Raw genomic sequence first — 15,707 nt, 5'->3', positions numbered from 1 at the left:
GATTCGACACAAGGACATATGCATGACTCAGCAAGCGAGCACCCGGCGGCCAAGCCCCGTCTCCGCCACCGTGGATTTCGACACCGACGGTGTCCAGCACGGCTTTCTGAAGCTGCCGATCTCCACCGATATCTCCGCCTGGGGGGCGGTGATGATTCCCGTCACCGTGGTGAAAAATGGCGACGGCCCCACTGCGCTTCTGACCGGCGGCAACCACGGCGACGAGTATGAAGGCATCACCTCGCTTTTGAAGCTCTCAAGCGCCCTGAAAGCCGAAGAGGTCTCCGGGCGGGTGATCATCGTGCCGTGCATGAACACTCCGGCGGTAATGGCCGGCACGCGCACCTCGCCGATGGATAAAGGCAACCTTAACCGAAGCTTTCCCGGCGACCCGGATGGCGGCGTCACCGCACAGATCGCCGACTACTTCACCCGCGTGCTGGTACCGATGAGCGACGTGGTGCTCGACCTGCACTCCGGTGGGCGCACCCTCGATATCCTGCCGTTTGCCGCCTCCCACGTACTCGATGACAAGAATCAGCAGCGGGCCGCCCTCGATGGCGCCAGAGCGTTCGGGGCGCCCTACGCCATGGTGATGTTCGAGCTCGACGCGGAAAGGCTTTTCGATACCGCCTGCGAGCGCCAGGGCAAGGTGTTCGTGGCCACCGAGCTCGGCGGCGGCGGCACGTCCACCCCACACAGCATGGCGATCGCCGAACAGGGCGTGCGCAATTTCCTGATTCACTACGGGCTGGTCGAAGGCGAGGTGGCCATGCCGGAAGGCGGCCAGGTCTATCTCGATATGCCGGATGCCCGCTGCTACGTGCAGAGCCAGCACCAGGGCGTGTTGGAGTTGACCGTGGCGCTGGGCGATGCGGTCCAAAAGGGCCAGACCATTGCTTACGTGTACGACATGTCGCGAAGCGGCGCCGAGCCGGTGGCTTACAAGGCCGAACGCGACGGTGTTCTGATGGCGCGCCGCGCACCGTCGCTTATCAATATGGGAGATACGCTCGCGGTGATCGCCGATGTCGTCGACCGACTTGAGGCGTAACGCCACGTGCTGAAACTCGACCGCTATGACCTGAAGATTCTCGACATTCTCAGCCGCGATGGACGCATCACCAAGTCCAAACTGGCCGAGGCGATCAATCTATCGATCAGCCCCTGCTGGGAGCGGGTCAAGCGGCTCGAGAAGGCCGGGGTCATCGAGGGGTATACCGTCTGTATCAACGCCGAGGCTCTGGTGCCGCGCAACCCGGTGTGGGTGCAGATCGAGCTCAAGGCGCACAACGTGGAGAGCTTTTCGCGCTTCGAGGCGCTGGTGCTCGAAACGCCGGAGGTCACCGAGTGCGTGGCGGTCGGCGGCGGCGTGGATTACCTGGTGAAGTTCGAAGCACGCTCGATCGACAGCTATCAGCGCCAGATGGATCGCTGGCTGGTCTCAGAGGCCGGTATCGAGCGCTACTTTACGTATATCGTGACCAAGACCGTCAAGCGCCAACCGCTGGCGCTCGAGTTCGACGAGCCGTCATGACATCTTGTTGGCGTGATGAGGGGAAGGCGCATACTCGCGCCGGCACACCCGATTGCGCCCTTGCTGCTTGGCATCGTAAAGCGCCTGGTCGGCGCATCGGGTCAGCTCCTTGAGGGTGGTGCCACTGCCGAGCGCCCCACTGCAAACGCCCACGCTCACGGTCACCTTGCCCGCCGGCACGCCCCGGTGGGCAATACGCCGTTCGGCGACCCGCTCGCGAATGTGCTCCGCTACGGCCAGCGCGTTATCGTGGCAGGACGCTTCGCCGTAGCGCAGTACCAGAAACTCTTCGCCCCCATAGCGGCACACCACGTCCCTGGGCGCGCAGGCGCTTTTGATGGCATTGGCGACCTCGCGCAGCGCACTGTCTCCCTCGGCATGACCGTAATGGTCGTTGTAATCCTTGAAATGGTCGATATCGACCACGATCACCGTGGCTTTCTCTAGCGAAGCGCTGCGCTGCGCCAGTTTCTTTTCCTGACGGGCCAGCGCCCGGCGGTTGGCAAGCCCGGTGAGCGGGTCCAGGTGCGAAAGGCGCTCGAGTTCGACGTTACGCTCGGTCAGCTCGCCGCGCAGGCGCTCCACGTGCAGATTCTCCATATAGAGGCGCAGCGACTCGGAGGAGAAGCGGTAGTTGGCCATCAGCGACAGCACCAGCACCGGCACGCCGACGGACAGATTACGCACGACGTACTCTGGCGTCACTCCCTCCAGAAACCAGACGGTCGAGTAGAGGCACGCAAACACGAACAGCGAGGCGTAAACGCTGTACTCGAATGGCGGAGTAAAGACGATGGTGAGCACGAGAATGAACACTAGCCCGGCATAGAAGTAGTCGAGCACGCTCGGGTCGTGGGAGCCAACGATCACCAGACACCAGGCGACGCATCCAAGGCAGGCCTGGCAGGTGCCTGCGAGTTCCTTTAACCGAATCGGGCCGGGCCGGTCGTAGTAAAGCATCAGTGCGACCGTGGTCGGCCCCACCAGCAGCCCGCGAATCAATATCGAACGCCAGGTGACATCATCAAGCAGGTAGATATCGACCAGCGTGTAGAAAAAGTAGAAAAACGCGAGCCAAAGCGTGAGCAGCTTGATCGAGCGAAGGCGCTCATCGTGTCGATAATTATCGTAGTGATCACGGACCGTCAGGTCGCCGGCGCGTTGCGAAAGCGCCTTGTAGTAGGAAGTGAGTCGATACACGAAATCGGCCTCTATGATGCCGGCACGGGGGCAATGGGTCACTCAAACGATGCCGGCATGAAAAAGATCATTTAACTCTCATGAGTTTACTCCACAAATGTTTGCAAGTGCCGTATTTGCACATGCGAACCAAAAAAAACCGTCGTTGAAGCGCGAGCCACCAAAAAAAGCGTACGCTCGGCCGCGTTTTTCGAAAACACTTCGGGTGAATCCTCGCGTAGCGTAGAGCCATAGAGTCAGCGCCACGGGCGCTTATCGCTTTTTGCACGTCTTCGCCGCTTGTTGACGAAGGCCAGGGAGGTTTTATGACCACGTACGCCGCCACACTGTCCAATCGTCTGGATGACCCGCGTCTGTTTCGCCAGTACGCCTACGTGAACGGCAAGTGGACCCACGGCGAGGGCGGACGCGAGGAGGGCGTCGTCGATCCCGCCACGGGAGAGACGATCGGCCATATTCCGCTGCTCGAGGCCAGCCAAATCACCGCCGCCGTTGACGCCGCCGAGTCCGCCTTCAGCCAGTGGCGGCTGCTGCGCGCCGACGAGCGCTGCGAGCGCCTGCTTGCTTGGTACGATCTGATTCAGGCCCATCGCGAGGATCTGGCCCGCATCATGACCCTGGAACAGGGCAAACCGCTGCCGGATGCCCGCGGCGAAGTGGAGTACGGTGCCAGCTTCGTGCGCTGGTTTGCCGAAGAGGGCAAGCGCACCTACGGCGACACCATCCCCAGCCACATTCCGAACGCCTCACTGGGCACCATAAAGGAGCCGGTCGGCATCGCGGCGATGATCACGCCCTGGAACTTCCCGCTGGCGATGATCACCCGCAAGGCAGCGGCGGCACTTGCCGCCGGTTGCCCGGTGATCGTCAAGCCCGCCAATGAAACGCCGTTTTCCGCGCTGGCGCTGGCCGAGCTTGCCGAGCGTGCGGGCATTCCGGCGGGCATTTTCAACGTGGTGCTGGGCGAGCCCGCCGAGGTGTCGAAGATTTTGTGTCGCGAGCCGCGCATCCGGGCGCTGTCGTTTACCGGCTCCACCCGCGTCGGGCGGCTTCTGATCGAGCAAAGCGCCGACACCGTCAAGCGCCTGTCGCTGGAGCTGGGTGGCAATGCCCCGTTCATCGTCGGCCCGGATATGGATCCGCGCGAGGCCGCACTCGCCGCGGTGGCGGCGAAGTTCCAGACCGCCGGGCAGGACTGTCTCGCCGCCAACCGAATTCTGGTGCACGCCTCGATCCACGATGAGTTCGTGGCGCACTTTACCGAGCGGATGGCCGCGCTCACCGTGGGCAACGGCTTCAAGGGCGAGGTGGACCTGGGCCCGCTGATTCACCGCCAAGCGGTAGAGAAGGCCGCCGCGATCGTCGATGACGCCCTTTCCAAAGGCGCGACGCTGATCGCCGGCGACCAGCAAAAGGCGCCGGGCGAGAACTTCTTCATGCCGGTGCTGTTGACGGGCGTTACGCCGAAAATGAAGGTCTGGCGCGAGGAAAACTTCGCCCCGGTGGCCGGTATTACCGCGTTTGAAAGCGATGACGAGGTGATCAGTATGGCCAACGACACCGAGTATGGGCTGGCCGCCTACGTCTATACCCACGATATCCGTCGCATCTGGAAACTTTTGCGGGCGCTTGAGTACGGCATGGTCAGCGTCAACTCGGTTAAAATGACCGGCCCGCCGGTGCCCTTCGGCGGCGTCAAACAGTCCGGGCTTGGCCGCGAGGGCGGCGCCTCCGGCATCGACGAGTATCTGGAAACCAAGTACTACTGCCTGGGGGCACTGGGCTCCGTTTCCGGCAGTTAAGCGAATCGGCAACGTCACGTCATTTTTATCACGCATTTATCAGGCCTCGTTCGATGTCGAGCGGGGCGCACGTCAAGAAGGCAGCGTATGAGTCAGCATCAAGCGTTAATCGACCGCGACCGTGAGGTCACCTTTCACGCCTCGACCCACCTCAAGGACTTCGCCCACGGCGACGCGCCGGGGCGCGTGATCACCGGCGGTAAAGGCATCAACATCGTCGACAAGGACGGCCGCGAGTTCATCGACGGCTTTGCCGGGCTATATTGTGTGAACATCGGCTACGGGCGCACCGAAATCGCCGAGGCGATCTACAAGCAGGCGCTCGAGCTCTCCTACTACCACACCTACGTGGGCCACTCCAACGAGCCGCAGATCGAGCTGTCCGAGCGCATCGTCAAGGCCGCTGGCATGAACATGTCGAAGGTCTACTACGGCATGTCAGGTTCGGACGCCAACGAAACCCAGCTCAAGATCGTGCGCTACTACAACAATGTGCTGGGTCGCCCGCAGAAGAAGAAGGTCATTTCGCGGATGCGCGGCTACCACGGCTCCGGCATCGCGTCTGGCTCGCTCACAGGCCTCAAGGCGTTTCACGACCATTTCGATTTGCCGATCGACACCATCCGCCACACCGAAGCGCCGCATTACTATCTGCGCGCCGCCGAGCAGCACGGCATGACCGAGCGCGAGTTTTCAGCGTATTGTGCCGAAAAGCTCGAGACGATGATTCTGGAAGAGGGCCCGGACACCGTGGCCGCGTTCATCGGCGAGCCGGTGCTCGGCACCGGCGGCATCGTGCCGCCGCCGGAAGGCTACTGGGAAGCGATTCAGGCGGTTTTGAACAAGTACGACGTGCTGTTGATCGCCGACGAAGTGGTCTGCGGATTCGGGCGCACCGGGTCCGCCTTCGGTAGCCATCACTACGGCATCGAGCCGGATCTCGTCACCATCGCCAAGGGCCTGACCAGCGCCTACCAGCCGCTGTCCGGCGTCATCGTCGGTGACAAGGTGTGGAAAGTGCTCGAAGCCGGCACCGGTGAGTTTGGCCCGATCGGCCACGGCTGGACCTACTCCGGCCACGCGCTGGGCTGCGCGGCGGGGCTTGCCAACCTGGACATCATCGAGCGCGAGAACCTGGTCGGCAACGCCGCGGAAACCGGCGCCTACTTCCAGAGCCAGCTGAAAGCGACCTTCGAGGGACACCCGCTTCTCGGCGACGTGCGCGGCGTGGGCCTGATGGCCGCTCTCGAGTTCTCGCCGGAGGCGAAACAGCGCCTGCACTTCGACCCGGCGCTGAAAGTCGGCCCACGGGTCGCCGCGGCAGCACTCGAGGAGAACCTGATCGCCCGCGCCATGCCCCAGGGCGATATCCTCGGCTTCGCCCCGCCCTTGACCATCAACCGCCAGGAGGTGGACGAAGTGATTGCGCGGGCCAAGCGCGCCGTCGACCGCGTCACCGACGAGCTGACCCGCTCGGGCGACCTCAAGACCGGCGAGCAGGAAGCGGCGTTTACCGTTTGATCCAGCGCTTCGTTCAACACGCCGCTGCCTCGTGCAGCGGCGTTTTTGTTTTGCGCCGGGCAGGCTACGCTTAGAGCATCCCTTTTGATTCTGACAACGAGGTGCAGGATGCAACCGGTTTTAGCCTTCGACGTTTACGGCACGCTAATCGACACCCAAGGCGTCACCGAGGAGCTCGAGCGGCGGCTGGCGGACGGCTCGCGTGCTCAGGAATTTGCCAGGCGCTGGCGCGAGAAGCAGCTCGAGTACAGCTTTCGCGTTGGTCTGATGGGCGCCTACGTAACGTTCGCCGAATGCACTCGGCGCGCGCTGATCTTTACCGACCGGGCGCTGCAAACCGGCCTTTCCGACAACGACTGCGATCACCTGATGACGCTCTACGGCGAGCTTCCCGCCTTCGATGACGTGCGCCCGGCGCTGGCCGGTCTCAAGGAAGCCGGCTTTCGCTGCGTGGCGTTCTCCAACGGTACCGAAGAGGCAGTGGCAGGGCTTTTGGGCCGGGCCGGCGTCTCGGCCTACATCGATGACTGGGTCAGCGTCGATGCCATCAAGCGCTTCAAACCCGACCCGGCGGTTTACGCCTATCTTCGCAGCCGGCTGGACGTGCGCCCCGAGCACACCTGGCTCGTTTCGAGCAACGCTTTCGATGTGATCGGCGCCAGGCACGCCGGGCTCAAGAGCGCCTGGGTGCGCCGGCGAAGCGATGCGCCTTTCGATCCCTGGGGAATCGAGCCGGACATGACCGTCACCGACCTCGAGTCGTTTTCGTCGCGTATCATGGGGTAGGGCGCTTACGAGCGCGGTGCTTCATTGACAATCCTGCGCCGCGCTCCTATAAACACGTTACACCCCTCACCGCCAAGTGCTCATGCTCCTGCTCATCGTTACCGCAACGCTTGCCATCTCTTTATCGTTTCTTTGCTCCATTCTCGAAGCCGCGCTCTTGTCCATTACACCAAGCTATATTGCCCGGCTGAAAAACAACAATCCGCGCCTGCACGCCTCGCTGAATACCCTCAAGACCAATATCGACCGGCCGCTGGCGGCGATTCTCACGCTCAATACCATTGCCCATACGGTGGGGGCGACGGCGGTAGGTGCTCAGGCGGCGGTCGTGTTCGGCGAGGCCTCGATTGCGATCGTGTCGGCGGTGATGACGCTGCTGATTCTGGTGCTATCGGAAATCATTCCCAAGACGATCGGCGCTACCTATTGGCGCGCGCTGTCACCGCTATTGCCGCGCTTGCTCAAGCCGATGATCCTGGTGCTGTTGCCGTTCATCTGGCTTTCCGAGCAGATCACGCGCCGGCTGGGAAGTGCCGAGCACGACGTCGACCTGCGCGAGGAGATCAAGACGCTGGCGCGGGTCGGGCTCGAGGAGAAGGTGCTGGACGACGACGAGTCGCGCACCATCGTCAACATGCTCAATTTGCACGAGATCGCCGTGTCCCAGGCGATGACGCCGCGCACGGTATGCGTGACGGTCACCCCCAATATGACCGTGGCCGAGTTCGACGGCCAGCATGGCAAGGCGTCGTTTACTCGCTTTCCGGTCATGGACAGCGCCGAGCAGCCCTTTGGCTACGTTCACAAGGCCGATATCTACCACGCCGACGACGACAAGAGCATGAGCGAGCTGATGCACTCGATCGGCCGGGTGGATGTCGATCATCACGTCGAAGAGGTGTTCGTGTCCATGCTCAAGGATCACCTGCATATGCGTGTGGTATATGACGAGCACGGCACGTTCGTGGGGCTGATTACGCTCGAGGATATCTTCGAAACCATTCTGGGCCAGGACATTGTCGATGAAACCGACCGCGTCACGAACCTGCGCCATCACGCCAGACAGCGCTGGCTCTCTCGGGTCAAGCGGGGTCGCGAGCCGGCTGATATGGTCGCGGCAACGAAAGAGCCGGCTCAACCGGGCAAAGAAGGTGGAACGCCGTAGCGCCAGGCAGTGTCTTAAAACCAAACGTTCTATAGAGAATTGGTAGAGCGTGGTTTAAGGTATTAAAAGTTCGACCACCCGCAAAGGAGGCACCATGTCACTACGTATCAACGCCGTCGTTCCGGATTTTGACGCCGAGACTAGCCAGGGCGCGATCCGCTTTCACGACTGGATCGGCGATAACTGGGCGATTCTGTTTTCGCACCCGAAGGATTTCACCCCGGTATGCACGACCGAGTTTGGCGCGGTTGCCACGCTCAATGACGAGTGGAAAAAGCGCGGCACCAAAGTGATCGGTGTCTCCGTGGATGGCGTCGAGGATCACAAGCGCTGGGCGGGAGATATCGAAACCTACAGCGGAAGCGCGGTCGGCTTTCCGATCATTGCCGACGAAGGGCTGGAGGTCTCCAAGCTTTTTGACATGCTGCCGGAAGACGCCTACCTGCCCGATGGGCGCACCCCGGCAGACAGCGCCACGGTGCGCTCGGTGTTCATCATTGGCCCGGACAAAAAGCTCAAACTGTCGATGACCTACCCGATGTCCGTGGGGCGTAATTTCGCGGAGATCCTGCGGGCCCTCGATGCGCTGCAGGCGACCGAAAAGCACGGCGTGGCCACCCCGGCAGACTGGACCGTAGGTCAGGATGTGATCATCCCGCCGAGCGTCTCCAATGACGATGCCAGGGATAAATTTGGCGAGTTCGACGCGGTACTGCCTTACTTACGTAAAACGCGCCTCAAGTAATAGTGTTCAGGCGCCCGCTATTGGGCGTTAGGAAGAGGGCGGCCGCTGGCCGCCTTTTTCGTTTTTGCGTTGTTCAGCGCGGCACTGCCCCTTCTTTTATCCAGCCGGTGGGCCTTATCACACCGATTGAAGTGCCAGCCGTTCGACGGAGTCCGATACGCCGCGCGCGCCAGCAAGGATCTCGTTGACGATGGTCTCGATCTCTCCCACGCTTGCCTGGCTGGTTTTACCCTGCTCGACCACCTGGGAGACGGCGAGGCTCGTACGCTCGACCAGCTCGCTGTTTTCTCTGAGCACGCGAGTAATCTCTTCGACCGCTTCACTGGAGCCCTTGGCCAGCTGGCGCACTTCGTTGGCGACCACGGCGAAACCGCGCCCCCGTTCCCCCGCTCGCGCCGCTTCCACGGCCGCGTTCAGTGACAAAAGGTTGGTCTGATTGGCGATTTTGGCGATCGCAGCGGTGATCTTGTTGATCGTTTGCGCCTGCTTGTTGAGCGCGGTCATGAGCTGCTGGGCATCGGCCAGGGTCCGGGCCGCCTGGCGTGACTCCTCGATCACCCGGTGAAGGTGCGTCAAGCCGTTCTGGGCGATCTGCTCGGTCTGGCTGGACGTGCTTTGGGCGTTCAACACCGCGCGGCGGGCGGCCTCGCCCTCCCTAACGGCACGTGTGATGTCGGTGGCGAACTTGACGATCTTGACGACGTTGTTATGGCTGTCGTAAACCGGGTTGTAGGTGGCCTCGAGCCATACGCTTTGGCCCTGGCTGTCAAGACGCTCGAACTTGCCCTGCTTGAACTGACCGCTGGCAAGCGCTGCCCAGAATGCCGGCAGCTGAGAGACAAAATCCGGCGTGCAGAAGAGGCGATGGTGCTGGCCCTTGAGCTGCTCACTCTTGTAGCCCATGACGCGCTCGAAGTTGGCGTTGGCGTTCAAAACGGTGCCGTCGGGTGCGAACTCGATGACCGCCATGGAGCTATCGAGCGCGCGGAGAACGGCGCTGTGGCTTTGGGCGGATTGGTGACGCGTGGAAATGTCGCTGGCGATCTTGACGATCTTCTCTACCTTGCCGCGACGGTTTCTCACCGGCAGGTAGATCGCTTCGAGCCAAATATCCTCGCCAGCGGCGCTGATACGCCGAAAGCTGCCCTGCTGCGGCTCACCGTTGGCCAGTGCGCTCCAAAAGCGCTGATAATTCGCCGAGGAAGTCTCCTCCACTGGGCAAAAAATGCTGTGGTGCTGGCCGACGATATCGTCCAGCTGATAGCCGATCTTTTGTAAAAAGATGGGACTTGCATCCAGGATGGTGCCATTGGGTGAGAAATGAATACTGGCGGTGTGTTCCTGAAGCGCCAGAGGCAAGGCGTCGTGCTTGATGAAGGTGAGCATGGGCGTTCTCGATGGGTAGGGGTTGTACCGCTTTGGTCATATGGTTCTATTTTTGTATAAATTATGTATTATTTTTTTACTTTTTCAAGCGCTAGACATCATGCGTTTTGATTAGAGTAATCCTGCTCCATTTATTTGCGTACTAATCAGTTGCAAACAATTGTGACGTATTCATTTAACGATTGAGAGACGCTATCGAGTACGATAGGCGTACTAAAATACCGGTATCGTCGAGCCTGCCCTGGGTGGCATTCGAGAACGTGCTTGCTATAATCGCGCTCTCTGAAAAGCCGCGTTAGTCGGCTTTTGCCTCGATCACCTCGCAAGGCAGCGGTAATTCATGCTTCTCACCTCTCTCTGGACGATGCTTCCACCCTAGCGCTGTGCCCTCACGTTGCGGCTTTTAGCCGCTATCCTCGCATCCGTTCAGCGCGCCTGTGCGCGGCTGGGGGCTGCACGACAGATCGATCAACGTTTTACGGGATATGGCATGGCGCTTTTCAACAAGTACGAATGGTTTTCCAACATCAAGGGCGATACGCTTTCAGGCATCGTGGTGGCGCTTGCGCTGATTCCCGAAGCGATCGCCTTTTCGATCATCGCCGGCGTCGACCCCAAGGTGGGGCTTTACGCTTCATTTTGCATCGCGGTGATCATCGCCTTCACCGGCGGGCGGCCTGGCATGATTTCGGCGGCGACGGGCGCGATGGCGCTGTTGATGGTGACGCTGGTACGCGAGCACGGCCTCGAGTATCTGCTGGCGGCTACGCTTTTGACCGGCGTTCTACAGATCGCGGCAGGCTATTTGAAACTCGCCGAGCTGATGCGTTTCGTTTCGCGCTCGGTGGTCACGGGCTTCGTCAACGCGCTGGCGATTCTGATCTTCATGGCACAGCTGCCCGAGCTCACCGATGTAACCTGGCACGTCTACGCCATGACGGCGGCAGGGCTTGGCATCATCTATCTCTTTCCCTATCTGCCGGTGATGGGTAAATCGCTGCCGTCGCCGCTCGTTTGCATCGTGGTGCTGACCATTGTTTACCTGGTCAGCGGCATCGACATTCGCACGGTGGGTGACATGGGCGAGCTGCCCGATACGCTGCCGGTGTTTTTGTGGCCGGACGTGCCTTTGAATGTCGACACCCTCGCGATCATCTTCCCCTACGCTGTGATGATGGCGGTAGTGGGGCTTCTGGAGTCGATGATGACCGCGACCATCGTCGACGACCTGACCGACACGCCCAGCGACAAGAACCGCGAGTGCAAGGGGCAGGGCGTGGCGAACATCGGCGCGGGGCTTTTGGGCGGCATGGCGGGCTGCGCGATGATCGGCCAGTCGGTGATCAACATCAAATCCGGCGGGCGCACGCGGCTCTCGACCCTGATTGCCGGGGTAGTGCTTTTGATCATGGTGGTGTTCTTGTCCGATTGGGTATCGCAGATTCCCATGGCGGCGCTGGTCGCAGTGATGATCATGGTCTCCATCGGTACCTTTAGCTGGGCCTCGATCCGCGATCTGAAAAAACACCCCATGAGCACTAATATCGTCATGCTGGCCACCGTGGCGGTCACCGTGGGCACCCACAACCTGGCGCTTGGCGTATTCGTCGGCGTGCTGCTGGCGGCGCTGTTCTTTGCCAACAAGGTAGGCAACATCATGGCCGTGTCGAGCGCCAGGACCCATGAAGGGACGCGAGAGTATCGCGTCATCGGCCAGGTGTTCTTCGCCTCGTCGCAGCGCTTCATCGCCAACTTCGATATCAAGGAGAGTCTCGATCACGTCGTCATCGACTTATCGCGCGCCCATTTTTGGGATATAACCTCGGTACAGGCGCTTGACCGGGTAGTGATCAAGTTTCGCCGTGAAGGCACGAGCGTGGAGCTCAAGGGGCTGTCCGAGGCAAGCGCGACCGTGGTCGACCGCTACGCCGTTCACGACGACCCGGAAGCCGTCGAAAAGCTGATGGGCGACCACTAAGCATAAGGAGCAGGTCATGACCGAGCACGTATTTGCCGCCATCGACGACTCGCGTTTTGCCCAGAGCGTTAGTGAGTACGGCGCCTGGGCGAGCCTTGCGCTAAAGGCACCGCTGAGCCTTTTGCACGTGATCGACAACCACTCCGGCGTGCCCGGCGAGCAGGACCTTTCCGGCAATCTGTCGCTGGGCTCTCAGGAGCAGCTGATGGAAACGCTCTCGAGTTTCGATGAACGGCGCGCACGGGAAAATCGCAAGCGCAGCAAGGCGCTGTTGGAGCAGGCCGGTACCTGGGCAAAAGCGCAGGGGGCCCAGGCCAATGCGCGCCAGCTCAACGGCACCTTCGTCGAAACGCTTTTGGAGCTCGAAAGCAAAACGCGGCTTCTAGTACTGGGCAAGCAGGGCGCCAGCCATAGCCAACGCGAGGAGCTCGGTGAGCATATCGAAGCGCTGGTTCGCCGCATCCACCGCCCGGTGCTGATCGTGCCGCCCACATTCACGCCGCCCAAACGCGTGCTGATCGCCTTCGACGGCAGTCAAACGGCGCGCAAGGGGGTCGAAATGCTGGCGCGCTCGCCGCTGTTTAGCGGCGCCGAGTGCCATGTGTTGATCGTGGGCGCGGCGACCGGCGAGCACACAAGCGAGCTCGACTGGGCGCTCGAGACACTCACCGCCGGTGAACACCAGGCGAAAGGCGCGATTCGCGCCGGCGATGTCGACCAGACGCTCGAGACCTACATGGCCGAGCATGCCATCGATCTTATGGTGATGGGCGCGTTTGGACACTCACGGCTCAAGCATTTGCTCATGGGGAGTACCACGACGAAAATGCTACGCCGCGCTGCCACGCCGGTACTGGTGCTGCGCTAGCCCTGTGGATTAGCCCTGTGCGTTAGCCCTGCGCCTTGGCCAGCCGCTGGCCAAGCCCGGCACCCAAAAGCCAGAGCGCCACGCTTGTCAGGGCATAGGCGCCGGCGAGCCAGCCGTGAAGCTTGAACAGCGTGAGAAGCTCGAGGCTGAAAAGCGAGAAGGTGGTGAACCCGGCGCAAAAGCCGGTCACCCAGAACGGCTGCCAGCGTGCCAGGCCGCTATTCGGGGCCTGCGCCATTCGGGTCGAGAGCCAGCCGATTAGAGCCGAGCCCAGCGCGTTGACCAGAAGCGTCCCCCAGGGCAGAGCGTTGCCCAGCCCGGCCAGCGCCAGTAGCGACACCGCGTAGCGACACACGCTGCCAAGCGCGGTCCCCACGCCGACGGCCAGGTACGCCGCTATCCCCTTCATAACGCCCCCCCCGTTAGGTGCCATCCCAGCGCGGCGAGGGCTACGCCTGCGGCGAGCGTGCCCGCCAGATACGCGATCGCCGTCCGTGGTTGGCGGTCTTGCCAGAGCGTGAGCGTTTGCAGGGAAAGTGACGAGACGGTGGTGTAGCCGCCGAGCAGCCCGCCGATCAGCAAAAGCCCGACCGGGGAGTTCGACAGCGGCGCGAAACCGTAATGGCCTAGAAGCGCCCCGGCAACCAGGGCGCCGCTTGCATTGACCGCCAGCGTCCCCCAGGGGAAATCCATTGCCAGATGCCGGGCGGCCAGCCGCGTGACGGCCAGGCGACCCATGCCGCCAAGCCCGGCGCCGAGCGCTAAAAGGGCGATATTGATGACTGTTTGAATACCCCCGTGACCCATCGCTACCTTTCACCCTGATTGAACGTCACGAGGAGTATAACAGGCCCGCCGGGCGGGCCTTGAGCGTCAGGCGAGGAGCGTGCGACACCTCAGACGGTCGCGTTTTCGCTGCGTGTCAACGTGTCCTGGCTTGCCTGGGTCTGGGCGGCGTTGATGCCCGACAGCAGTGCCTTGAGCGAGGCGCTCACCGTGTCGCTGTCCTCGGCGACCGCGCAGATGCGCTGGCCGTCGACGTTGAGCTGCACGAACGCGATGGCGTTGGCTTCGCTATCGCCGCCCAGCGAGTGTTCGCTGTAATCGACGATCGCCACGTGGCTGCCGGCGTGCTGGCGCCAGGCGTGGGTAAAGGCGGACATGGCGCCGTTGCCGGTGCCTTCCAAGCGCAGCGTGTCGTCGCCTTGCGTCAGCGTGACCTCGATACCTTCGTTTTGACCCTTTGAAAGGCGGTAGTCGGCAAGCGCCAGCGGTGCTTGATGACTAAAGTGATCGAACATCACCTGGCGGACCATTTCGCTTGAAAGCTCGCTGGCGCGCTTCTCGCTCTCCTGCTGCACGTAGGGGGCGAGCGCCAGCATCATCCAGCGCGGCAGGTTGATGCCGTAATCGCGTTCGAGCAAAAACGCCATGCCGCCCTTGCCGGACTGGCTGTTGACACGAATCACTGCCTGATAGTCGCGGCCGATATCGCGCGGGTCGATCGGCAGATACGCCACCTGCCAGGGCTCGTCGTCCTTCTGGTGCTTGAGCGACTTGCGAATGGCATCCTGGTGGCTTCCCGAAAACGCCGTGTAGACCATCTCGCCGACCCAGGGGTGGCGCGGGTGCATGGTGATACCGGTGCACTCCTGCACGACCTGCACGATTTCGTCCGGGTTGGACAAATCGAGTTCCGGGTCGATGCCCTGGCTGTAGAGGTTCATGGCCAGCGTGACGATGTCCATGTTGCCGGTGCGCTCGCCGTTGCCCAGCAGCGTGCCCTCGACCCGGTCGGCGCCGGCCAACAGCGCAAGCTCGGCGGAGGCCACCGCGCCGCCGCGATCATTGTGAGTATGTACCGAAATAATCACGCTATCTCGGCGGCTAATATGCTGACAGAAGTACTCGATCTGATCGGCGTGGTGGTGCGGGCCGGCCACTTCCACGGTGGTCGGCAGGTTCAGAATGCAGCGGGTTTCCGGGGTCGGCTGCCAAACGTCCATGACCGCCTCGCAGATCGACAGCGAAAAGTCGATTTCGGTGCTCGAGAAGCTCTCCGGGGTGTACTCGAAGCGCCACTCGACGTCCGGGTACTGGTCGGCGTAGGTTTTGACCCACGTCGCGCCCTGCACGGCAATATCGGTAATGCCGCCGCGATCCATCTCGAAAACGCGCTCGCGCTGCACGGTGGAGGTGGAGTTGTAAAGGTGGATGATCGCGCGCTTGACGCCGACCAGTGACTCGAAGGTCTTCTCGATCAGGTGCTCGCGGCACTGCACCAGCACCGCGATGGTCACGTCCTCGGGGATCTGGTCCTCGTCGATCAACCAGCGCACGAAGTCATAGTCGGGTTGGCTGGCCGAGGGAAAGCCGACCATTACTTCCTTGATGCCCACCTTGACGATCTGGTGCCAAAAGCGTTTTTTCTGCTCCACAGTCATCGGCTCCAGCAGCGCCTGATTGCCGTCGCGCAAATCTTCGCTCACCCAGATCGGAGCGCGGTCGAGATCCTTGTCCGGCCAGGTGCGGTCGAAAGCGGGAACGCGGGGAGCGGGGCGGTACTTGCGATGATCGAAGGCAGACATAAAAAGGCTTCCTGACGTTAATGGGATGTTGAGACGTATCGTCGGCTTTTCGAGCGCGTTTCGTCTTCTGACGGTAGCACCAGTATACCCATGGGGCGCCAGAAGATTATTGCTAATACTTGGCTCTTGCG

General features: G+C 61.6%; 14 protein-coding genes. 9 read left to right on the top strand and 5 right to left on the bottom strand.

Annotation, left to right across the window (positions count from 1 at the left end; translation table 11 throughout):
• Window positions 1-22: 22 nt before the first annotated feature.
• The gene (gene doeB / locus OCT39_RS12860) at window positions 23-1,054 is read left to right on the top strand and encodes a N(2)-acetyl-L-2,4-diaminobutanoate deacetylase DoeB (protein ID WP_263584865.1); all 1,032 of its coding nucleotides are present in this window, start codon (window positions 23-25) and stop codon (window positions 1,052-1,054) included.
• 6 nt (window positions 1,055-1,060) lie between these two features.
• Window positions 1,061-1,537, top strand: a complete 477-nt coding sequence (locus OCT39_RS12855; protein ID WP_263584864.1) for an Lrp/AsnC family transcriptional regulator — start codon at window positions 1,061-1,063, stop codon at window positions 1,535-1,537.
• Here OCT39_RS12855 and OCT39_RS12850 read toward each other — a convergent pair.
• Window positions 1,532-2,737, bottom strand: coding sequence for a GGDEF domain-containing protein (locus OCT39_RS12850; RefSeq protein ID WP_263584863.1), 1,206 nt, complete (start codon window positions 2,735-2,737; stop codon window positions 1,532-1,534). The genes OCT39_RS12855 and OCT39_RS12850 overlap by 6 nt on opposite strands.
• 305 nt (window positions 2,738-3,042) lie before the next feature.
• Here OCT39_RS12850 and OCT39_RS12845 point away from each other — a divergent pair, with 305 nt between their 5' ends.
• The 5 genes from OCT39_RS12845 (at window position 3,043) to OCT39_RS12825 (ending at window position 8,756) form a co-directional block, all read left to right on the top strand.
• On the top strand, window positions 3,043-4,539 hold the full coding sequence (locus OCT39_RS12845; RefSeq protein ID WP_263584862.1) for an NAD-dependent succinate-semialdehyde dehydrogenase: 1,497 nt from the start codon (window positions 3,043-3,045) through the stop codon (window positions 4,537-4,539).
• Window positions 4,540-4,626: 87 nt separating this feature from the next.
• A complete protein-coding gene (locus OCT39_RS12840) occupies window positions 4,627-6,060 on the top strand; it encodes an aspartate aminotransferase family protein (protein WP_263584861.1) in 1,434 nt (477 codons plus the stop codon).
• A 108-nt stretch (window positions 6,061-6,168) separates the two neighbouring features.
• Complete coding sequence (locus OCT39_RS12835) at window positions 6,169-6,846, top strand: haloacid dehalogenase type II (RefSeq protein ID WP_263584860.1); 678 nt, start codon at window positions 6,169-6,171, stop codon at window positions 6,844-6,846.
• An 82-nt stretch (window positions 6,847-6,928) separates the two neighbouring features.
• Window positions 6,929-8,011 (top strand): CNNM domain-containing protein, encoded by a 1,083-nt coding sequence (locus tag OCT39_RS12830; protein ID WP_263584859.1) that lies wholly within the window; start codon window positions 6,929-6,931, stop codon window positions 8,009-8,011.
• 94 nt (window positions 8,012-8,105) lie between these two features.
• On the top strand, window positions 8,106-8,756 hold the full coding sequence (locus OCT39_RS12825; RefSeq protein WP_263584858.1) for a peroxiredoxin: 651 nt from the start codon (window positions 8,106-8,108) through the stop codon (window positions 8,754-8,756).
• 117 nt (window positions 8,757-8,873) lie between these two features.
• Here the strand turns inward: OCT39_RS12825 and OCT39_RS12820 are convergent, their stop codons facing one another.
• A complete protein-coding gene (locus OCT39_RS12820) occupies window positions 8,874-10,142 on the bottom strand; it encodes a PAS domain-containing methyl-accepting chemotaxis protein (protein WP_263584857.1) in 1,269 nt (422 codons plus the stop codon).
• Window positions 10,143-10,632: 490 nt separating this feature from the next.
• Here OCT39_RS12820 and OCT39_RS12815 point away from each other — a divergent pair, with 490 nt between their 5' ends.
• Together OCT39_RS12815 and OCT39_RS12810 are read left to right on the top strand one after the other, a co-directional pair.
• Window positions 10,633-12,120, top strand: coding sequence for a SulP family inorganic anion transporter (locus OCT39_RS12815; RefSeq protein WP_263584856.1), 1,488 nt, complete (start codon window positions 10,633-10,635; stop codon window positions 12,118-12,120).
• Between the two features lie 16 nt (window positions 12,121-12,136).
• The gene (locus tag OCT39_RS12810; protein ID WP_263584855.1) at window positions 12,137-12,988 is read left to right on the top strand and encodes a universal stress protein; all 852 of its coding nucleotides are present in this window, start codon (window positions 12,137-12,139) and stop codon (window positions 12,986-12,988) included.
• A 22-nt stretch (window positions 12,989-13,010) separates the two neighbouring features.
• Here the strand turns inward: OCT39_RS12810 and OCT39_RS12805 are convergent, their stop codons facing one another.
• From OCT39_RS12805 to OCT39_RS12795, 3 genes are all read right to left on the bottom strand, one after another.
• Window positions 13,011-13,397, bottom strand: a complete 387-nt coding sequence (locus tag OCT39_RS12805) for a fluoride efflux transporter FluC (RefSeq protein ID WP_263584854.1) — start codon at window positions 13,395-13,397, stop codon at window positions 13,011-13,013.
• On the bottom strand, window positions 13,394-13,795 hold the full coding sequence (locus OCT39_RS12800) for a fluoride efflux transporter FluC (protein WP_263584853.1): 402 nt from the start codon (window positions 13,793-13,795) through the stop codon (window positions 13,394-13,396). The genes OCT39_RS12805 and OCT39_RS12800 overlap by 4 nt, the downstream gene beginning before the upstream one ends.
• 89 nt (window positions 13,796-13,884) lie before the next feature.
• Window positions 13,885-15,576: a 2-isopropylmalate synthase gene (locus tag OCT39_RS12795; protein ID WP_263584852.1), complete on the bottom strand. Its 1,692-nt coding sequence runs from the start codon at window positions 15,574-15,576 to the stop codon at window positions 13,885-13,887.
• Window positions 15,577-15,707: the final 131 nt, after the last annotated feature.

The organism is Halomonas sp. GD1P12 (genome assembly GCF_025725645.1).
Lineage (GTDB): Bacteria > Pseudomonadota > Gammaproteobacteria > Pseudomonadales > Halomonadaceae > Vreelandella.
This window is presented reverse-complemented; position numbering and strand designations above follow the sequence as displayed.